The 20,320-nt window shown below is 63.8% G+C and carries 14 protein-coding genes, 1 tRNA gene and 6 pseudogenes; 15 read left to right on the top strand and 6 right to left on the bottom strand.

Annotated features, from left to right (window positions below):
• Positions 1 to 57 precede the first annotated feature (57 nt).
• Both H9K75_RS18430 and mutM read right to left on the bottom strand, forming a co-directional pair.
• Positions 58 to 2,031, bottom strand: coding sequence for a dynamin family protein (locus tag H9K75_RS18430; RefSeq protein ID WP_187723712.1), 1,974 nt, complete (start codon positions 2,029 to 2,031; stop codon positions 58 to 60).
• Between the two features lie 165 nt (positions 2,032 to 2,196).
• The gene (gene mutM / locus H9K75_RS18425; protein ID WP_187723711.1) at positions 2,197 to 3,012 is read right to left on the bottom strand and encodes a bifunctional DNA-formamidopyrimidine glycosylase/DNA-(apurinic or apyrimidinic site) lyase; all 816 of its coding nucleotides are present in this window, start codon (positions 3,010 to 3,012) and stop codon (positions 2,197 to 2,199) included.
• Positions 3,013 to 3,165: 153 nt separating this feature from the next.
• Between mutM and H9K75_RS18420 the strand changes: the two genes are divergently transcribed.
• From H9K75_RS18420 to pth, 7 genes and pseudogenes are all read left to right on the top strand, one after another.
• The gene (locus tag H9K75_RS18420) at positions 3,166 to 4,896 is read left to right on the top strand and encodes a tetratricopeptide repeat protein (RefSeq protein WP_319016840.1); all 1,731 of its coding nucleotides are present in this window, start codon (positions 3,166 to 3,168) and stop codon (positions 4,894 to 4,896) included.
• Positions 4,893 to 5,393, top strand: coding sequence for a lipoprotein insertase outer membrane protein LolB (locus H9K75_RS18415; protein ID WP_226858306.1), 501 nt, complete (start codon positions 4,893 to 4,895; stop codon positions 5,391 to 5,393). Before H9K75_RS18420 ends, H9K75_RS18415 begins: the two co-directional genes overlap by 4 nt.
• A 9-nt stretch (positions 5,394 to 5,402) precedes the next feature.
• Positions 5,403 to 6,265, top strand: a pseudogene (ispE, locus tag H9K75_RS18410) (4-(cytidine 5'-diphospho)-2-C-methyl-D-erythritol kinase).
• 24 nt (positions 6,266 to 6,289) lie between these two features.
• A tRNA-Gln gene (locus tag H9K75_RS18405) sits at positions 6,290 to 6,366 on the top strand.
• A 45-nt stretch (positions 6,367 to 6,411) separates the two neighbouring features.
• The gene (locus H9K75_RS18400) at positions 6,412 to 7,386 is read left to right on the top strand and encodes a ribose-phosphate pyrophosphokinase (protein WP_187723709.1); all 975 of its coding nucleotides are present in this window, start codon (positions 6,412 to 6,414) and stop codon (positions 7,384 to 7,386) included.
• Positions 7,387 to 7,536: 150 nt separating this feature from the next.
• Entirely contained in the window at positions 7,537 to 8,190 is a 654-nt protein-coding gene (locus H9K75_RS18395; protein ID WP_187723708.1) for a 50S ribosomal protein L25/general stress protein Ctc, read from the top strand.
• Positions 8,191 to 8,322: 132 nt separating this feature from the next.
• Positions 8,323 to 8,937: pseudogene (pth, locus tag H9K75_RS18390) on the top strand (aminoacyl-tRNA hydrolase).
• 27 nt (positions 8,938 to 8,964) lie between these two features.
• On the opposite strand, the gene H9K75_RS18385 reads toward pth, so the two are convergent.
• Positions 8,965 to 9,228: a YfhL family 4Fe-4S dicluster ferredoxin gene (locus tag H9K75_RS18385; protein ID WP_187723707.1), complete on the bottom strand. Its 264-nt coding sequence runs from the start codon at positions 9,226 to 9,228 to the stop codon at positions 8,965 to 8,967.
• Positions 9,229 to 9,405: 177 nt separating this feature from the next.
• Here H9K75_RS18385 and H9K75_RS18380 point away from each other — a divergent pair.
• The 6 genes and pseudogenes from H9K75_RS18380 to H9K75_RS18355 all read left to right on the top strand — a co-directional run bounded on the left by H9K75_RS18380 (position 9,406) and on the right by H9K75_RS18355 (position 16,277).
• Positions 9,406 to 10,370, top strand: a pseudogene (locus H9K75_RS18380) (ABC transporter permease).
• On the top strand, positions 10,360 to 11,253 hold the full coding sequence (locus H9K75_RS18375; protein ID WP_226858305.1) for an ABC transporter permease: 894 nt from the start codon (positions 10,360 to 10,362) through the stop codon (positions 11,251 to 11,253). Before H9K75_RS18380 ends, H9K75_RS18375 begins: the two are co-directional and overlap by 11 nt.
• 11 nt (positions 11,254 to 11,264) lie before the next feature.
• A complete protein-coding gene (locus tag H9K75_RS18370) occupies positions 11,265 to 12,281 on the top strand; it encodes an ABC transporter ATP-binding protein (RefSeq protein ID WP_187723706.1) in 1,017 nt (338 codons plus the stop codon).
• On the top strand, positions 12,278 to 13,144 hold the full coding sequence (locus H9K75_RS18365) for an ATP-binding cassette domain-containing protein (RefSeq protein WP_187723705.1): 867 nt from the start codon (positions 12,278 to 12,280) through the stop codon (positions 13,142 to 13,144). Before H9K75_RS18370 ends, H9K75_RS18365 begins: the two co-directional genes overlap by 4 nt.
• A 126-nt stretch (positions 13,145 to 13,270) precedes the next feature.
• Positions 13,271 to 14,761, top strand: a complete 1,491-nt coding sequence (locus H9K75_RS18360; protein WP_187723704.1) for an ABC transporter substrate-binding protein — start codon at positions 13,271 to 13,273, stop codon at positions 14,759 to 14,761.
• 104 nt (positions 14,762 to 14,865) lie between these two features.
• Positions 14,866 to 16,277: pseudogene (locus tag H9K75_RS18355) on the top strand (amidase).
• Positions 16,278 to 16,286: 9 nt separating this feature from the next.
• Here H9K75_RS18355 and H9K75_RS25625 read toward each other — a convergent pair.
• Positions 16,287 to 16,939, bottom strand: a pseudogene (locus tag H9K75_RS25625) (LysE family translocator).
• Between the two features lie 165 nt (positions 16,940 to 17,104).
• Here H9K75_RS25625 and H9K75_RS18345 point away from each other — a divergent pair.
• Together H9K75_RS18345 and H9K75_RS18340 are read left to right on the top strand one after the other, a co-directional pair.
• Positions 17,105 to 17,707 (top strand): hypothetical protein, encoded by a 603-nt coding sequence (locus tag H9K75_RS18345; protein ID WP_187723703.1) that lies wholly within the window; start codon positions 17,105 to 17,107, stop codon positions 17,705 to 17,707.
• A gap of 213 nt (positions 17,708 to 17,920) precedes the next feature.
• Positions 17,921 to 18,511, top strand: coding sequence for a hypothetical protein (locus H9K75_RS18340; protein WP_187723702.1), 591 nt, complete (start codon positions 17,921 to 17,923; stop codon positions 18,509 to 18,511).
• A 59-nt stretch (positions 18,512 to 18,570) separates the two neighbouring features.
• Here the strand turns inward: H9K75_RS18340 and H9K75_RS18335 are convergent.
• Both H9K75_RS18335 and H9K75_RS18330 read right to left on the bottom strand, forming a co-directional pair.
• Positions 18,571 to 19,427 (bottom strand): annotated as a pseudogene (locus H9K75_RS18335) (DUF429 domain-containing protein).
• Between the two features lie 5 nt (positions 19,428 to 19,432).
• Positions 19,433 to 20,314, bottom strand: coding sequence for an EamA family transporter (locus tag H9K75_RS18330; protein ID WP_187723701.1), 882 nt, complete (start codon positions 20,312 to 20,314; stop codon positions 19,433 to 19,435).
• Positions 20,315 to 20,320: the final 6 nt, after the last annotated feature.

The raw sequence follows: 20,320 nt of genomic DNA, 5'->3' as shown, positions 1-20,320 counted from the left end.
CCGGATTGCGCCACGCCGGCCCGGTCCGCATCGTCGTCATTCGCAAGTCCGTCGGGCTCATTCAAACAGCAGATCGACTTCCCGATGCTGCGCCATGCGCTCCTGTGGCGCGAGCGGTGTGTGCACGAGACGGTCGGTGAGACTGGTCAGGCGCTGCTCAAGCTCCTTGAGGTGATCCTCCGCCGACTCGATTTCCGTGATGCGCTCGGCCAGACCATTCGCGGCTGTCTGTATGCGATCGACTGCTTCAATGCGGCGTGCGAAGCTGCGCTTGCGCTCGCGCAGTTGGGCATCGAGTTGCGCGGTGGCGGACTTGCTCCACAGTTCCAGTTCGTTGGATGCGCTGTCGAGCACGGCACGCAGTCGCAGCGTGAGGCCGCGCAGCAGGCGCTGGGCAAACTCCGGCTGCGCGAGGCGCAAGGTATTGCCCATGCCGATGTACTGTTCATGGCGGCGCTCGATCTCGAGCATGTCGGCCACATAGGCTTCGAACTGCGGCGCAGCCGGTGCCTGGAGCGAAAAGCCGAACTCCGCGTTGAGCTGGCGGAAGGTTCCACCGAGCATGTCCCGGATCTCGGCTCCCGAAGCCTGCGCCTGCTCCAGCAGCCCGCGCACGCGCATCATCGTGTCCGCATAGACCTTGCGCAGGCCGAGCTTCAAGACGCTGCCCTGCAATGCGTCGGCGAACGGCGCCATCTCGGCCTTGAGCGCTCGCGAGCCGAGCCGATGGAACAGATCGCGCATCATTTTCAGATGCACCGCGCGCAGCGCCTGCACCTTGGCCGCGCTGGAATCGAAATCGCGCTGCTCAAGCTCGATGCGGCCACGCATCGCCTGAATGACGTTGGCGTTCTTGCCGCGCAGGCTGTTGAGCTCGGACATCTGGTCGTCGAGGTCCCGGCGGCGAATATTGAGCACTCTTCGCGTCTCGGCGTGCAGGCCATGAACACCGTTGGCGACCACGCCGCGCAGAATCGACTGGCGGCGGCCGAGAATGCCCTCGCCCAGCGCCTCTTCAAGATGCGGCAGGCCACTCGCCTCAAGCAGCATGTCGTCGGCGGTGATCTTCGCAACCAGCCCCTTTTGCGCCGACACCGGCACCACCTGGCTCAGCGACACGCCCAGAATATCGGCCGAGTTGCGGCACTGCTGGTCAAGCTGCTCCTGAACCTGCGTGGGCGTGCTCAGGGAATCCCACAGCGTGTCGATCTTGTTGAGCACGACCAGTCGCGTCTCGTTGGTTTCGGCAGTCGCGCCGAGATGCTCGCGCCAGATCGACAGATCCGAGCGCGTCACACCCGTATCGGCGCCGAGGATGAAGACCACCGCGTGCGCCTGCGGAATCAGGTTGATCGTCAATTCGGGCTCTGCGCCCACGGCATTCAGACCCGGCGTGTCCAGGATCACCAGACCCTGCTTGAGCAGCGGATGCGGCACGTTGATGAGCGCGTGGCGCCACATGGGCACCTCGACCATGCCCTTGGCATCGACCAGCGGATTGTCATCGGGCGATTCGTCGTGCCAGAAGCCCAGCGCGCGTGCCTCGTCGATCGACACGGTGCGCACTTCGGACACCTTGGCGAGCGACGCGGCCATCTGGTCGGCATCTTCGATTTCCAGCGCGATCTCGGTCCATTGCTGCTGCTTCAGCCGCCATTCGGCCAGCCCCTGGGGTTGCAGGCGCGTCTCGATGGGCAACAGGCGCAGGCAGGCGACGGTGTCGGCCTCGTAGGACAGCTCGGTCGGGCACATCGTCGTGCGACCGGCGCTGGCCGGCATGATGCGGCGGCCATAGTCGGCAAAGAAGATGGCGTTGATCAGCTCCGACTTGCCGCGCGAGAACTCGGCCACGAACGCGACCATCACCTTGTCGCTGCGCACCTGTTCTTCGAGACGTTTGAGCCGCTCTTCGATGGACGCATCCATCAGCTCGTGCGCGTTCATCCATTCAGCCAACTGCTTGAGCTGTTGGGCAAACGCGCGCTTCCACACGCCATGCTGATCAAACTGTTCGTTGAATGAAGGGCCCACGGTAGATCTGCTTATTGTTCGTTATATCGCGTCAACCATTGGTGGACGGTTGCTGCGAAGGTTGTGTGACTTACGCAATATAGCATCGCCCAATAGTCAGTCGTCAAAGCAATGAGACCATCTTGTCGCGACATCGCAACCTGGCGCGCCCGGGAGCCTGGCTTGTCACGGCTTCTGGCAGTGCGGGCAGAAAAACGTGCTGCGCTGGCCCTGGCGAAGCATCCTGATCGCGGTGCCGCACACCTTGCAGGGCTGTCCCTCGCGACCGTAGACGTTGGCCTCGAGTTGAAAATGTCCGGCGTTTCCGTCGGCCGCAGAAAAATCGCGCAGCGTGCTGCCACCCGTGGCCACCGCGCGCGCAAGCACCTCGCGGATCGCGGTGTGCAGCTTCTGCGCACGCATCGGCCCGATCTTGTGGGCCGGTGTCGTCGGCCGTATGCCTGAGAGAAAAAGCACCTCCGACGCGTAGATGTTGCCCACTCCCACGACGATCTTTCCGCTGAGCAGCAACTGCTTGATCGGCAGGCGGCTCGCCTTCAGCCCCAGCTTGAACGCATCGAGCCTGAAATCTTCGGCCAGTGGCTCGGGGCCGAGCCTCGCGAGCAGCTTGACGGCGAGCGGGGCATCCTCGCCTTCCACGGCAAGCACTGCCCCGAAGCGGCGCGGGTCATGCAGGCGCAGCAGTCCGTGGGTGGTGGTGAGCTGGAAATGGTCGTGCGATCCCAGCGGCGGCAATTCGGCGGCAAACCGCAGACTGCCCGACATCCCGAGGTGCATCATCAGCATGCCGCGATCCAAATCGACGAGCAGATACTTGCCACGCCGACGCACCTCGAGCACCGACCGCCCGACGAGCGTTTGCGGCATCACGCCCAGCGGCCAGCGCAGCGGCTTGCCAAGAAACACCGAACTTATCTGCGCGCCGCTGATCTGTTCAGCAAAGCTGCGCCGCGTGACTTCCACTTCCGGCAACTCTGGCATATCGACAATCACCTTCCCTTGCGTTCATCCCGTTCCGCGCCATCTGCCCGACGCCTGATTCGCACAGAGGATTCTCGAACAGGCCCAAGCATGGATTATTATGATCTGATGGTGCAAATTCATCGTTTACGGGCAGTTGCCTTGGCTGCGGCCATGGTCATGCACGCCCACATTTCCTGGGCGCAGGCACCGGCCGTGCCCGATTCCGACACGGCCCTGCCCGCAGACGAGGAGTCGTCCAGCGACGACAAGGCGGCGGTCGACGCGGAGCTGTTCTACGAACTTCTCATCGGCGAGATGACCACCGGTCAAGGGGATCCGGCATCGGGCTACGCGCTGATGCTGGACGCCGCGCGCCGCAGTGGCCAGGAGCAGCTTTATCAGCGTGCGACGCAGATCGCGCTGCAATCGCGCTCGGCCGAGAGCGCGCTGATCGCCGCGCATGCCTGGAAGGACGCCTTCCCCAATTCGCGCGATGCCAACCGCTATCTGTTGCAGATTCTGGTGATTCTCAACCGCGTCGAAGACACCGCGGGCCCGCTCAAGCAGGAACTTGCGCTGTCCAATCAGCGCGTGAAGCTGCTCACGCTCAAGGCATTGCCGCAGGTCTATGGCCGGGTCAGTGACAAGGCGCTGGCTGCCAAGGTGGTCGAGAACGCGACCGCAGGCGAACTCAGCAATCCGGCCACCGGACCCACCGCGTGGACCACCATCGGGCGCATGCGTCTGGCGGCGGACAATCCAAGCGGCGCGCTGGAGGCGATGCAGCAGGCCATGAAGCTCGATCCCTCGGACGACGGCGCCGGCACGCTGGCGCTGCAACTTGTGGATGCCGGAGTGCCGGGTGCCCAGAATTTGCTCAAGACCTATCTGGCGGGCAACCCCAGCCCCGAGGTACGCATGAACTATGCGCGCTACCTGTTGCAGGAGCGTCGCTCGGACGAGGCACGAGAGCAACTCGCTGCGCTCACCAAGAGCAACCCCGAACTGGCGGACGCCTGGCTGGTGCTCGCGTCGCTCGACGTGCAGGGCAAACGCATCGACGAGGCCGATGTCGCGCTGCAACGCTATATCGCGCTGTCTGAACCCAATGCGAGCAGCCCCACGGTCGCGAAGGCGCTGTCGCGCGCCTACCTGATGGTCTCCCAGATCGCCATGGATCGCGGCCAGTATGCGAAGGCCGAGGAATGGCTCGTCAAGGCCGACAAGGTCTCGCCCGGCGATTTTTCGGTGAGCAACCAGCGTGCCACGCTCTTGGCCAAGCAAGGCAACCTGTCCGGAGCGCGCGCGCTCGTGCAGGCCCTGCCCGCCAATACCGATGAGGAGCGCCAGCGCAAGATGCTGGCCGATGCGCAACTGCTCAAGGAAGCCAAGCAATACGACGAAGCCGCCAAAATCGTGGGCGAGGCCGCGGCCCTGATGCCCAAAGACAACGATCTGCTCTACGAACAGGCCATGCTGGCCGAGAAGGCCGGCAACATCACGCAGATGGAGCAACTGCTGCGCAAGATCATCGACCGCCAGCCCGACTATTACCACGCACGCAATGCGCTCGGATACTCGTTCGCGGAGCGCGGCGTGAATCTCGAAGAGGCCCGGTCGCTGATCGATTCGGCGCTCAAATACGCGCCCGACGATCCATTCATCATGGACAGCAAGGCCTGGGTCGAGTTCCGCCTCGGCAACAAGGAAGAATCCGCACGCATCTTCGAGAAGATTTTCGCCCGCCAGCAGGACGCGGAAATCGCTGCTCACTACGGCGAAGTGCTGTGGAGCATGGGCGATCAGGCCAAGGCGAAGGACGTCTGGCGCAAGGGCCTGAAAAGCGAACCCGACAACGAGACGCTGCTCGAGACGCTCAAGCGTCTGGGGGTCAAGCCTTGAGGCAGGGCCTGCATCGCCGCTCGATCATGGTGCTGGGCACGGCTGCGCTGCTCAGCGCGTGCACCCGGCCCAGGCTCAAACCCGATCAATCCATCAATGGGGAAGACTTCTGGAGTGGCCGTCTCGGCCTGCAGATCGAGGAAGGTGCCGAGAAGAACTTCAGCGCCGCGTTTGATTTGTCGGGCGATGCGCAGCGCGGCGACCTCACGCTCTACAACCCGCTGGGCAACGTGCTTGCCAAGCTGAAGTGGTCGCCAGGAACGGCCACGCTGGATTCACCGGACCAGCGGCTCGTATCCGACTCGTTGGGTGAGTTGCTCATCCAGCTCACAGGCAACGATCTACCGATCCAGGCCTTGTTCGGCTGGCTGCGGGGCGTCGACGTGAAGGCCACCGGCTGGACGGCCGATCTGAGCCGCATCGACAGCGGGCGCCTCGTCGCCACGCGCTTCTCGCCGCAACCGGTAGCCGTGCTGCGGATTGTCCTCAATCGCTAGAGAAGCGCCATGCAGGCCATCTACGACGTGCCGGCCCGGCCAAGCTCAATCTCTTTCTGCACATCACGGGACGCCGCGACGACGGCTACCACCTGCTCGAGTCGGTGTTCACGCTCATCGACTGGCACGATACGCTGCATTTCGAAGTCCGCAGCGATGGCCGGATCACGCGCGAAGACCTTACCGTCGCGCTGCCGCCCGACGACCTGTGCACCCGCGCCGCACATGCACTGCAACAGGCTGGCGGCAGGTCTTTGGGCGCGCACATCGGCATCGCCAAGCGCGTGCCGGCGCAGGCGGGCATGGGCGGCGGCTCCTCGGACGCTGCAAGCACTCTTTTGGCGCTCAATCGCTTGTGGGACCTGCATCTTCCGCTATCACAACTGCTGGCCATCGGCCTGAAACTGGGTGCCGACGTTCCGTTCTTTTTGTCCGGAAGAACGGCTTTTGTGAGTGGAATCGGTGACATAATCCAACCTCTCGATTCGCAGCAGCTACCACCGCAAACCCGGTTTGTCGTGATCAAGCCGGAAGCAGGACTGGATACCAAGGGAATTTTCTCGAGTCCTCTTCTGAGACGTGATTCAAAGCATGCTACAATCGAAGACTTTGCTGCAGCACACTACCAATTTGGAAGTAACGACTTGCAGCCGGTCGCTCAGGCGCTCTGCCCCGATGTGAAAAAAGTCATCGACTTTTTGGAATCGAAGGGTTTGCATGCTAGAATGACGGGCTCAGGAAGTGCAGTGTTTGCACAGATGCCGTATGCAGTAGATCTGACCGATGCGCCCGGCGCCTGGCAGATCAAGGTATGCAGCAATCTGAACGTTCATCCTCTGACGGGGTGGGCTTCAGACAAGAATCCAGGTTGATTGCCTTCGGCAGTCGACCCGTGTAGGGGAGTCGCCAAGCTGGTTAAGGCACCGGATTTTGATTCCGGCATGCGAAGGTTCGAATCCTTCTTCCCCTGCCAATTAAATTGTCCCCACGGGATTTAAGTCAGACCGCTGAGCATCTCATGCACGCCAACAACCCCGACTTCATGGTTTTCACGGGCAATGCCAATCCTGGCCTGGCTTCAGAAATCGTCAAGCATCTTGGCACCAATCTTGGTGCGATGGATGTGGGTCGCTTCTCCGATGGTGAAGTCACCGTCGAAATCAAACAGAACGTTCGCGCCCGCGACGTGTTCGTCGTTCAGTCGACCTGCGCGCCCACGAACGAAAACCTCATGGAACTGCTGATCATGGTGGATGCGCTCAAGCGCGCTTCTGCCGAACGCATCAGCGCCGTGATTCCGTATTTCGGCTACGCCCGCCAGGATCGCCGCCCGCGCTCCTCGCGTGTGCCGATTTCGGCCAAGGTGGTTGCGGACCTGCTGCAGACCGTGGGTGTCGCCCGCGTTCTCACCATGGACCTGCACGCCGACCAGATTCAGGGGTTCTTCGACATTCCGGTCGACAACATCTACGCATCGCCCGTTCTGCTGCGTGATCTGAACCAGCAGAAGTACGAGAACCTCATCGTTGTCAGTCCCGACGTTGGCGGCGTGGTGCGTGCCCGCGCCCTGGCCAAGCAACTCGGCACCGACCTCGCGATCATCGACAAGCGCCGCCCGAAGGCGAACGTCTCCGAGGTGATGCACGTGATCGGCGACATCGAAGGCCGCAACTGCGTGGTCATGGACGACATGATCGACACCGCCGGCACGCTGGTGAAGGCCGCCGAGGTGCTCAAGGAGCGCGGCGCGACGAACGTCTACGCCTACTGCACGCACCCGATCTTCTCCGGCCCCGCCATCGAGCGCATCGCCAAGGGCTCGGCGCTCGACGAAGTGGTCGTGACCAACACCATCCCCCTGAGCGATGCCGCCAAGGGCTGTAGCAAGATTCGCCAACTATCCGTGGCACCGCTGATCGCCGAGACGATCCAGCGCATCAACACGGGCGAGTCGGTGATGAGCCTGTTCTCGGAACAGAACAACAATTTCTGATGCCTGCGGCCCACAAGGCCGCGCATCAAAACCACCAAGCCTCCTTCGGGAGGCTTGTGTGTTGTCCGGAGACGGACAATCTGGCGAACCGGCAACGGTTCTTTGTAATCGGATCAGGCTGGTCGCGGCCGATCCAAATAGGAGTCTGTTATGAAATTCGTCGCTTTTGAGCGCGCAAAGCAAGGCACGGGTGCGAGCCGCCGTCTGCGTATTTCGGGCCGCACGCCCGGTATCGTCTACGGTGGTGAAGGCCAGCCTCAACTGGTCGAGCTGGACCACAACAACCTGTGGCACGCCCTGAAGAAGGAAGCCTTCCACGCGTCCGTGCTGGACATGGAAGTCGACGGCAAGGCTGGCAAGGTGCTGCTGCGTGACGTGCAATTCCACCCCTACAAGCAACTGGTTCTGCACGTTGACTTCCAACGCGTGGACGCCAAGACCAAGCTGCACATGAAGGTGCCACTGCACTTCAACGGCGCAGAAGAATCGGATGCAGTCAAGGTCGACAAGTGCCTCGTGACCATTCTGGTGAACGAACTCGAAGTCACCTGCCTGCCCAAGGACCTGCCCGAATTCGTGGAAGTGGACCTGAGCGGCCTGCAAAAGAACGCCCCTCTGCACATCAGCGACGTCAAGCTGCCCAAGGGTGTGACGCTGGTCCAGCGTGGCAACAAGAGCGATCCCGCTCTGCTGTCCGTCAACCTGCCGCCAGAGGAAGAAGTTGAAGAAGTTGCTCCGGCCGCCGAAGGCGATGCTGCTGCTGCCGCCGCCGCTCCTGCCGCTGACGCCAAGAAGAAGAAGTAAGCACTCTTTTTTCTTCACGATGCAGGCTTGGGGCAGATCGCGAGACTGGCCCCAGGTCCGCAGCCAACGAACGGCTCACCTCGGTGGGCCGTTCTGCTTTGTGCCGCGCCCATTGACCGGATAATCCAACCCATGATCAAACTGTTTGTCGGCCTCGGCAACCCCGGCCCCGAATACGAAGCCACACGGCACAACGCCGGCTTTTGGTGGATTGACGAGTTCGCGCGCGATCTCAAGGTGAATCTGGTTCCCGAGCGCGGCTATTTCGGACTGATGGCGCGTGCCAACGTATCCGGCAACACCATCTGGTTGCTCGAGCCGCAGACCTTCATGAACGTCTCGGGTAAATCGGTCGCCGCCCTCGCCCGCTTCTTCAAGATAGCCCCGAGGAAATTCTGGTGGTGCATGACGAACTCGACATTCCCCCGGCCAGGTCAAACTCAAACGCGGCGGCAGCCACGCCGGCCACAACGGCCTGCGCGATATACACGCCCAGCTCGGCTCATCCGACTACTGGCGCCTGCGCGTCGGCATCGGTCACCCGGCGTGAAATCCGAAGTCGTGAACTGGGTGCTCAAGAAACCATCGCCCGATCAGCGCAAGCTCATCGACGACAGCATCATTCACTCGCTCAAATCATGGCCCGCCATGGTCGAAGGCGACATGGAAAAAGCCACGATGCAGGTCCACACCAACAAACCCCAACGCCCCAAACCGCCAAGGCCAACGGCACCAGACGCGGCGTAACCGACCCGCCATGGTTGTCCGAACGCGTCAAGGCTCCGATGCATCGGACTCCTGGAGCCGCAGATACTTCTGCATCAAGGTCTCCCGACTCTCCACATGCCCCGGATTCACGGGAATGCAAGCCACAGGACAGATCGCCACGCACTGCGCCTCTTCAAAGTGCCCCACACATTCGGTGCACTTGTCCGGATGAATGTCGTAATGCACTTCTCCGAGATAGATCGCGTGGTTAGGGCACTCGGGCTCGCAGACATCGCAGTTGATGCACTCATCCGTAATCATCAAAGCCATGGCAAGGCCTCCACCACTGCCGCTGCAAGGGCGACGACAGAGCAACAATCACGAGAGCAGCGAACAAACAATCCGGGCTTGACCATGCGCCGATTATCCAATGCCGTGGCGCAACGCACGCATCCCGCCCGCATGGCCTGAGGCGGGTTGCGGTTTTTGCCGCTATGCTCGCACCCCATGGCTTTCTTTCTCCTCAAGCGCCTGTTGACATTGGCTGCGACGCTGCTTGCCGCGTCGGTCGTGGTGTTTGTCGTGCTTGAAATCCTTCCGGGCAATGCCGCGCAGGTGGCGCTCGGGCCGGACGCGTCACCCGAAGCCGTGGCCGAGCTGGCCAACCAGATGGGACTGAACCAGCCGGCGATCACACGCTACTTCCAATGGATAGGCGGGCTGCTGCTGCATGGTGACATGGGTACAAGCTATGCCTACGGCTCGCCGGTGCGCGAGTTGATTCTTGAGCGGCTCGCGCTCACCGTGCCGCTCGCCATCGTCGCGATGATCATCACCACGCTGATCGCGCTCGCTGCCGGTATCTACGCTGCATCGCGCCATAACCGCCTTGGCGACGTGGGCGTCATGGGGCTCGCTCAGATCGGCATCGCCATTCCGAATTTCTGGTTCGCGATCCTGCTGATCCTCGTCTTCTCGGTCAAGCTGCAATGGTTCTCTGCGGGCGGATTCCCGGCTGGCACGCCGACAGTGGCGGCGGTTTTTTCCCCGCGCTACAGGCGCTGCTGTTGCCCGCGATAGCGCTGGCGGTCGTGCAGGCGGCGATTCTCGCGCGCATCACGCGCTCGGCGGTGCTTGACGTGTCGCGGGAAGATTTCGTGCGCACGGCGCGTGCCAAGGGGCTCTCGCAGCGCGCGGCGCTCTGGAAACATGTGCTGCGCAACGCCATGATTCCGGTGATCACCGTGATGGGCCTGCAGTTCGCCAATCTGCTTGCGGGCACCATCGTGGTCGAGAGCGTTTTCTACCTTCCGGGCCTTGGCCGGCTGATTTTCCAGTCGATCGCCAACCGCGACCTCATCGTCGTGCGCAACTGCGTGCTGCTGTTGGCCGCGATGGTGGTGCTCGTGAACTTCGTGGTCGACGTGCTCTACGCCGTCATCGATCCCCGCGTGAAGGCCGGTGAATCATGAGCATGAACGACACGGCCATCCCGCCCCCACCACCGCCGCCCGCGCCGCGCCCGGATTCTGGAACCGCGCGAGGCGCAGTCACGCATTCGTGATCGGTGCCGCGCTCACGCTCTTGGTGCTGTGCATGGCGGCGCTGTCATTTCTCTGGACCCCGCACTCCGCCTACGACGTGGACATGAATGCCGCGCTCCAGCCGCCAGACGCCACGCACTGGCTTGGCACCGATGCCTATGGCCGCGACATCGTCTCGCTGCTGCTCGTGGGCGCACGCAGTTCCATCATGGTCGGCGTGATCGCCGTCGGCATCGGTCTGCTCGTCGGCACGGCGCTCGGTTTGCTTGCCGCCGCGCGCCGTGGTTGGATCGAGGAACTGGTCATGCGGATTGCCGACTTCACCTTCGCGTTTCCGGCGCTGCTGCTCGCCATCATGCTCACGGCGGTGTACGGAGCGAGTATTCGCAACGCCATCATCGCCATCGGCATCTTCTACATCCCCACGTTCGCGCGCGTGACCCGCGCAGCGGCCAACCAGATCTGGTCGCGCGACTACGTGCTCGCCGCGCGTGCATGCGGCAAGGGTTCCTCGCGCATCACGATCGAACACGTGCTGCCCAACATGCTGCCCTCGCTGATCGTGCAGGCCACGATCCAGTTCGCTCTCGCGATTCTGGCCGAGGCGGCCCTGTCCTATCTGGGGCTTGGCACGCAGGCACCCGAGCCCTCATGGGGCCGCATGCTGGCCGAAGCGCAGACGCTGATGTTCCAGAACCCGCTGCTCTCCGTCTGGCCCGGGGCGGCCATTGCGCTCACCGTGCTGGGTCTGAACCTGCTTGGCGACGGTTTGCGTGATCTGCTCGATCCGCGTCTTGCGCGCCAACGTTGAGGCACGTCTTCATGAAAAATCACGACGCAAGACCACTGCTGGAAGTCTCGGGCCTCGGCATCACGCTCGACACGCATCGCGGGCCCGCGCAGGCGGTGCGCGACGTGGGCTTCACACTCGCACGCGGCGAGACCCTGGGCCTGATCGGCGAATCGGGCAGCGGCAAATCCATTACCGCCCTCGCCATCATGGGCCTGTTGCCGGAGAGCGCGCAAACACAGGGCAGCGTGCGCTTCGATGGTCAGGACCTGCTCGGTCTGAGCGATCAACAGATGTGCGCACTTCGCGGTCACCGCATGGCCATGGTGTTTCAGGAACCGATGACGGCGCTGAACCCGGTGCACAGCATCGGCAGGCAGGTTGCCGAGCCGCTGCGCCTGCATCAAAGGCTGTCGCCAGGGCAGGCGCGCGAGGCCGCGCTGGCGCTGCTTGATCGCGTCGGCATTCCTCAGGCCGCCCAACGCTTTGACGCGTATCCGCACCAGTTTTCGGGCGGCCAGCGGCAGCGCATCACGATTGCAATGGCGCTTGCGTGCAATCCCGAACTGCTGATCGCCGACGAGCCGACCACGGCGCTCGACGTGACCGTGCAGCAGCAGATTCTCGATCTGATTGCCGATCTGGTGGACGAACGCGGCATGTCGCTGATCCTGATCTCGCACGATCTCGGCGTGATCTCGCAGAACGTGGATCGCATGCTGGTCATGTATGGCGGCACGGTCGTCGAAAGCGGATCGACGCAGCAGGTGTTCGACCACATGGCGCATCCGTATACGCGCGGCCTGCTCGCAGCGCGCCCGCAGATCGCCGGTGTGGCGAACGCGGCAAGGACACACCTCAGGACCATTCGCGGCACCGTGCCCGAACTCGTCGATCTGCCGCCGGGCTGTCCGTTTGCGGGGCGCTGCGAGTTCACCGCCGACGCCTGCTGGAGCCAGCGTCCGCAGGCGCGCGAGATCGAGCCCCATCATGAAGTGCGCTGCCTGCGCGACGTGGCATTGGCAGCCGCAGATCCGGTTCCCGCATGAACCAGAGCGCACACCGGAACCACGTCGCCAGCGACACACCGCTGCTGCAGGTGGACGAGCTCACGCGCAGCTATGACCTGCCGCGCGCGAAGCTCTTCGGTCCACGTGATCAGGTGCACGCGCTGCGTGGCGTCAGCTTCGCGCTGCAAGCGGGTAAAAGCCTGGGCGTGGTCGGCGAATCGGGCTCGGGCAAGTCGACGCTGGCGCGCCTCGTCATGGCCCTCGATACGCCGACGTCCGGCAGCGTGCGATTGCAGGGTCGCGATCTGCATCGCCTGGCTCCCGCAGAATTGCGCGCGGCGCGGCGCGATTTTCAGATGGTGTTTCAGGATCCATACGGCTCGCTCGATCCGCGCCAGAGCGTCGAGCGCATCATCACCGAACCGCTGGCCGCACTCGAGCGCTCGAGCCGCTCGGAGATGAAGGCACGGGCCGCCGACGTGCTCGCGCAGGTCGGGCTTCGCGGAACCGACGCAGAAAAGTTTCCGCACGAATTCTCGGGCGGGCAGCGTCAGCGCATTGCGATCGCGCGTGCACTGATCACGCGCCCGCGCCTGATCGTCGCCGACGAGCCGGTCAGTGCGCTCGACGTGTCCGTGCAGGCGCAGGTGCTGAACCTCATGCAGGACCTGCAGCAGCAATCGGGCCTGAGCTATCTGCTCATCAGCCACGACCTCGCGGTCGTAAGTCATCTGTGCGACGAGGTGGTCGTGATGCATCAGGGCCGGATCGTCGAGCGCGGCACGCCTTCCGAGCTGTTCACGAACGCGCAGCACCCGTACACGCAGAGCCTGATAGCCGCCGTTCCGCGCATCGCGCCCGGCATGGCACGCGCGCGGCGTGCGGCCCGAGGCAGCGCGTAGAGTCGCCGCGCCACCGTCGCGCTGCCGTGGCAAGATATGCGCAGTACCACTATGTAGTAAAACACGGTTGATACGCAGCGCGCGCGTGCCCCGCATCTGCGTGCAACCTTCTGGAGACCTCCTTCTATGCTCAATCGTCGCTCCGTTCTGGCCTCCGGCGCCGTGGCCGCCGTGCCCTTGATGACCCCGCTGTCCGCACTCGCGCAGGCGAGAAAGGACTCGGTCACGCTGGCACTCGTGCTCGAACCGCCGGGCCTCGACCCGACGGCTGGCGCGGCTTCGTCGATTGCCGAGATCACCCTCTACAACATCTACGAGACGCTCACCAAGATCAACACCGACGGCAGCGTTTCGCCGCTGCTTGCCGAGAGCTGGGACGTGTCTCCCGACCTCAAGACCTATACCTTCAAGCTGCGCAAGAACGTGAAGTTCCAGAACGGCGAGCCCTTCAACGCCAATGCGGTGAAGTTCTCGTTCGACCGTGCGGGCGGCGACAAGAGCACCAACAAGGACAAGCGCACGTTTGCAGGCCTGTCCACCAAGGTGATCGATGACACCACCGTCGTGCTGATCAACAGCGAGATCGATCCCGACCTGCTGTTCGTGCTGGGCCAGGCCACGTCCATCATCGTCGAGCCCAAGAGCGCCGCAACGAATGCCACCAAGCCCGTCGGCACCGGTCCCTACAAGCTCGATGCGTGGGCGCGTGGCTCATCGATCACGCTCGGCGCGGCGCCCACGTTCCGCCAGCCATCGGCGCTGAAGATCAAGCGCGCGACGTTCCGCTTCATTCCCGATCCGGCGGCGCAGGTCGCTGCCATGCTTGCCGGAGACGTCGATGCGTTCCCGCGCATCACGCCGCGCAGCGTCGCGCAGTTCAAGAGCAACCCGCGCTTTCAGGTGGTGATCAGCGGTTCACGGGCCAAGACCATTCTCGCAATGAACAACGCGCGCAAGCCACTCGACGACGTGCGCGTGCGGCGCGCCATCGCCGCCGCCATCGACCGCAAGGCGGTGATCCAGGGTGCGGCGGATGGGCTCGGCGCGCCCATCGGCAGCTACTACGTGCCTGGCGCGTTCGGCTATATCGACACCACGGGCATCAATCCGTATGACGTCGAAAAGGCCAGGAAGCTGCTGGCCGAAGCGGGCGTGAAGACGCCGCTGCAACTCACCATGACACTACCGCCCACGCCGTACGCGCGTCAGGGCGGCGAGGTCATCACCTCCGAACTTGCAAAGATCGGCATCGTCGTGAAGACGCAGAACGTCGAATGGGCGCAGTGGCTCTCGGGCACCTACACCAACAAGAACTACGACCTCTCCATCGTCTCCCACGTCGAGCCCTTCGATCTGAACAACCACACCAAACCCGACTACTACTGGGGCTACAAGTCGGAGAAGTTCAATGCGCTCTACGAAAAGATCCAGACCGCCGAGCGCCCCGCCGACCGCGCGCGCCTGCTCGGTGATGCGCAGCGCATGCTCGCCGAAGATGTGCCGAGCGTCTACCTTTACCAGCCGCAGTGGGTCACCGTCGCCAGCAAGAACCTGCGCGGTCTGTGGAAGGACATGCCGGTGTTCGTGAACGACCTGTCCGCGTTGTCGTGGGCATGAGATGTTCGCGACAATCTGATGGGGCGCATCACTCGCTCCCCGCCCTGTTGCGACGTGTTTTGTTCCGCGTCGTTTCGACGTACCCATTTGAATAGATCTGGTTGATGTCTGCCGCCCTCCACGAACTCAGCGCCAGCGACATGCTGGCCGCCTACCGCTCGCGCCAGCTCTCGCCCGTCGAGGTCATGCAATCCGTGCTTGACCGCGTTGCGCAATGGGAGCCGCAACTGCGCGCCACCTATCTGCTCAATCCCCAGGGCGGTCTCGCGCAGGCGCGTGCGAGCGAGGCCCGGTGGCTGAGGAATGCGCCCGCCGGTCTGCTTGACGGCGTGCCCGTCACCATCAAGGAAAACATCGCCACCCGGGGTGAACCCACGCCGCTCGGAACGGCCGCAACGGAACTGTTTCCGTCGATGACGGATTCACCCGCCGCAGCGCGTCTGCGCGAGTCGGGCGCGGTGCTGTACTCCAAGACCACGATGCCCGACTACGGCATGTTGTCTTCGGGTTGTCGAGCTTTCACGCACTGACGCGCAACCCGTGGGATCTGAGCACCGGGCCGGGCGGATCGAGCGCCGGGGCGGGAGCGGCAGCGGCTGCGGGCTACGGGCCGCTGCACATCGGCACCGATATCGGCGGCTCGATCCGTCTGCCCGCAAGCTGGTGCGGCGTTTTCGGCCTGAAGCCCAGCCTCGGACGCGTGCCCATCGACCCGCCCTACACCGGTCGCGCTGCCGGGCCAATGACACGCAGCGTGGCCGACGCCGCGCTCATGATGCAGGTGCTGTCACAACCCGATGCGCGGGACAGCATGAGTCTGCCTGCGCAGAGCATCGCCTGGCACGAGGCACCGTCGGCAACGCCCGATTTCTTCAAGGGCAAACGCATAGGACTGCTGCTTGATACCGGCTGCGGCCTGCCCTTGGACGACGAGGTGCGCGCGGCCACAAACGCCGCCGCCGCGTTGCTCGAAAACGCAGGGGCCGAGGTCAGCCCGATGAGGCCGTTCATGACGCGCGAGATGCTGCAGGGCATGGATTTCTTCTGGCGCATGCGCTCGTTTGCCGACATGCAGTCGCTGCCTGCGGAGCGTCGCGCAAAGGTGCTGCCCTATATCCGCGCGTGGGCAGAGGGCGCGGCGGATCTGTCGGGCAGACAGGTGTTCGATGCAAGCCAGCAGTTTCACCTCACGCGCGTGGCAACGGTGCGTGCCTGCAATCCCTACGACTTCGTGATCTCGCCGGTCGCGCCGCATGTGGCGTTCAAGGCGGAGTGGCCCTCGCCCACCAACGATCCGGACACGGCGCTGGAACACATCGGCTATACGGTGCCGTTCAACATGTCGGAGCAACCGGCAGCGTCCGTGAATTGTGGCTACACGCGCGATGGCCTGCCGATCGGCCTGCAGATCGTAGGTGCGCGCTTTGACGATCTGGGCGTGCTCAAGGCGTCGCGTGCGTTCGAGCAGATGCGCGGCGCGCAGCGCGCCTGGCCCGAGCCGCCAGCGGCGCATTGATCGCCATCCTCAGCGCTGCGACGTCGCGAGTTTGACCGCCAGTCCCACGAAGACCACGGCGGTGATCTTGTTGAGCCACCAGCGGCCCTTCACGGATTGAAGCAGCAGCCTGCCGAACACGCCGGAGAACACCGCTATCGAGCCGAAGACCAGAAACGTGGCGACGATGAACACCGCGCCGAACGCGAAAATCTGCGGCGCGACGGGGCCGAGCGCCGGATTGGCGAACTGCGGCAGAAACGCCAGAAAAAAGATCAGCACCTTGGGGTTGGTGAGGTTCATCACCACGCCGCGCATGACCATGCGCAGAAAATCGCCCGCCGTCGCCGCCACGGGCTGCCCGCCGAATTCACCGCTCCATGAGCGCTCACGCCCACCGGTGCGCGCCACGCACCCCACGCAAGGTAGACCAGATAGGCCGCGCCGCACCACTTGAGCGCCGTGAACGCCGTCTCGGATGCGGCAAACACCGCCGCCAGTCCCAGCGCGACGGCGGTGGTGTGAACGATGATGCCCAGGCACAGGCCCACGACCGCCGCGATGCCCATGCGCCAGCCGCGTTGCGCCGATTGCAGCAGCACGAAAAGATTGTCCGGCCCCGGACTCAGCCCCAGCAAAACGGCAACGCCGAAGAAGGTGAACAATGTTTCGAGGGACGGCATGGCAGAGGTCGATGGCGCGCGGAGAAGGCGCAGGCAATAATCCCACATTCTGCACCGATCCGGTGGACAGAGGCGCCGCCAAACGTCGCACAATAGACCCCTGCGCCGAGCCGGCATCCCGGCAAGCGCAACCGCAGCGCAAGTCACCTCACACATCTCTCGCCCATGGATCCGATACTTCTGGTGCTGCTCGCAGCAACGGCCACTTTCTTCATCAACGCCAAACAGCAACGCCAGCGCATCGCCGTGCTCGCCGAGCATCTGCAGCCGTTCCAGATCGAGAAGCACATCGAAGCGCTCACGCAGGGTTATCTGCGCGCCATGGGCGAGAAGGACGACGAGCGCCGCCTTCAGGTGCTCGCGCTGCTCTCGGACAGTGAGCAATCGCTGGTCAGCCAGTTCGGCCGTTTCGCGGCATCGATCCAGAAGGTCAGCGAGCCCATGGCACGCGTGACCAAGCTGCCGGTAAGCCTGCCGTTTGCCACGCAGCTCATGCCCGCAAGCACCTTCGACATGCGGCGCGCAATGCAGATCCACGCACAGGGGTTCGAGCGCGTCGCACGCAATGACGCGGGCCGCACGCCGCGCGACAAGGCCTTCATGATGACCGCCGAAATCCTGCTCATGCAGCACACCTGCCACTGGTACTGCAAGTCGAGGTCGGTCGCGTCGGCGCGCATGCTGTCGCGCAACAAGACACCGCATGAGCAACTCGTGCAATCGGTCTCGCCCGAAACTCGCTCGGCCTATCTGGCGCTCATCGGTTGAATCGCGCGCGGCGCGCCATGTAGGACAAGCGCGGGCATTCGGCTCGAGCTATTGCCCCGGGCGAAGCCATCCCGCAAAATACCGCGGTGCATGTTACATGCGGCAACAAGCCCGCCTTTCCTTTCCGCATTTCCATCCGATGAGTCAGACCGCCCGAGCAACCCCTCCGCCTGGATCGCAGCAGGCATCCAACACGCAGTCCTTGCGCGCACCATGCCCGCATTGCGCCATGATCTGGCCGGATCCGTGTCGGTGCTGCGCATGGCGCTCGCGGTGATCACGCGCAAGCTCGAAACCAGCGGCGACACGGTCGATTGCCAGGCCATCCTGCAGCGCACTTCGTCGCTGGAAACCGGCATCACCGATCTGAGCAATGGCTTGCGCCGTCTCCGGCACTGGGACAAGCCGACCGACGAGCGGATCGTGGCTCCGGTGTTGCTGGGCGAAATCTGGGAACTGTCGCGACCGTTCCTGCTGCTTCGCAACATCGAGCAGACACCGCTACCGCAGGAAAGCGCAGTCTGGTCGGCGCTGGCACTCAAGCCGCAGCCGCTGATGTATGTGGCGCTTGCAGCGATCTACCACCTGGCCGAAGGCGCAGATACCACACCGCAGCGCATCATCGCCGAACCCGACGCGCATCGCATCCGCATCCTGAGCGAAGGCCAGGCGCCGCCCCTGGGCCTGCCCGACTTCGCAGGCGCACCCAGCCCTGTCCACACGCCCCCATCGACCGCAATGGCCTGCAATGCCTGGCAGAGCAACTGCAAAGCCGCATTGAATTCCCGACGCCGCGCTCCGTGATCGTCTACTTCGACTAAGGCTGTTCACACAGCGCACGCAGATCACGTTTCGGAATAGCCCTAAACGCCTGCGATCCAGCCTTCCAGACCATCGATCTGTGGCGGCAGACCGTAGTTGGCGTGCCCTGCGAGATGCTGACGGTGCGCCCATGCGGCCACGAGCATGCACAGCACCGCGTCAACGGTGTCGCCGCTGGCGTCCGCGACAAGCCGTTCGCATTGTGATCGGCTCAAGCGCACGCACACTCCATCCAGCATGGGAAGCGGCCTTGCAATCCGGCTCACAAGTTGGCTTCTGGCGATTGCGCGTTCTGCGGTCTGCTTGGCCTTGTCATCGCTCTTGTAGCTCACGCGGCCAATGAGTTGCCGCGCCAACCAGCCCGGGTAGGCTTCGAGCGCCACGCGATTGCGGTCTCCGGCGTGCAGGCCCGGCAGATGAACGCCCGCGTTCCTGAGCAGGGGAACACCGGCATGCATCATGTAGGCCACAGGCGGGTTGACCCACTTCATCGACGGACTAGAGCCCGCCGGGCCATCGGTGGCGCGATGCGCGAACTTGGCCCCACAGGCCGCGCCGCACAGAACGCGGCGAATAGTTCACGAATCTGGCCGCGGCCAAGCGATGCGTAGTGCGCCATGCACTCATCCCAGCGCTCAGGCCACGCCAATGTCGCGACCAGCTCGCGAGGCAGTCCGAACGGCAGATCGAAACCGCCGACCCAGACTCGCGGCTCGGCGAGCCACGCGCCGAATTCGGCGAGGCTTGGCAGCGTCTCGATGTCCGCAAGCCCGACCACCCACGGATCACGGCCTTGCCGTTGCACCAGCCACTCACCGAGCGCCAGCACGATGGGTTTGCGGCGGCTCGGGCGGCTCGAAAAATCGCAGCCTATGAGTTGTAGCAGCGGCTGGTTCATTTTCGTCAGCCAAGCGCCAGTGCTGTCACACCCGCAGCGATCAGCACGGCACCCAGAATGCGCGCCTTGCGGTCGCCCTCCTTGAGCAGATGCCCGCCGATCAGCGCCGCGAACAGCATCGACACCTCGCGCGCGGGCGCGACGTGCGACATCGGCGCGTGCTGCATGGCATACAGCACCAGCACGTAGGCGATGGGGCTGACCATGGCAACGAGCAAGGCGTACTTCCACTGCGCCTTCCACAGTGGCAGCAACTCGCGGGGCTTGCGCAAGGCCACGGGCGACAACAGCACGACGCGCACGAAATTGCCCATGTAGTCCAGCAGAATCGGTGACAGCAGCATGACCTTCACCGCATACCCATCGACCACAGTGTACGACGCGATGAACACGCCCGTCAGCACGCCATAGAGCATGCCCTTGTGCACCCGCTTGCGCGCCAGCGGCTCCTTGGCTGCGCGCAACAGGCCGGGTCCGCCCGCGATCAGGAATACGCCGCCGACCACGCCCGCAATGCCGAGTGCGCCGAGCGCGGACAGGTGTTCGCCCAGAAAGAGAATCGCCACCAGCGAGGACAGCAACGGCCCCGTGCCGCGCGCCAGCGGATAGACCACGGTGAGATCGGCCTTGCGGTAGCCGCGCAGCAGCACCACGTAATACAGCACGTGCAGCAGGCCGCTCAGCGCGACGAAGGTCCATTCGCGCACGCCCCACAGCGGCACGACGTCGCGCCCCAGCCACCAGCCCAGCGGTGCCCAGACCAGCATATTGAGCATTGAACTGAAGAACGCGAACCGCGAATCGCCGCCCGCGCGCTTGGCCGCGATGTTCCAGCCCGCATGGATCAGCCCCGCAAGAATGATCAGGCCAAAGGCCGTCAGCGACATGCGTGG

Origin of the sequence: Diaphorobacter aerolatus (assembly GCF_014489535.1) — a bacterium.
Lineage (GTDB): Bacteria > Pseudomonadota > Gammaproteobacteria > Burkholderiales > Burkholderiaceae_C > Diaphorobacter_A > Diaphorobacter_A aerolatus.
The sequence above is the reverse complement of the archived record's forward strand: the minus strand, read 5'-3'. Positions and strand labels throughout refer to the sequence as shown.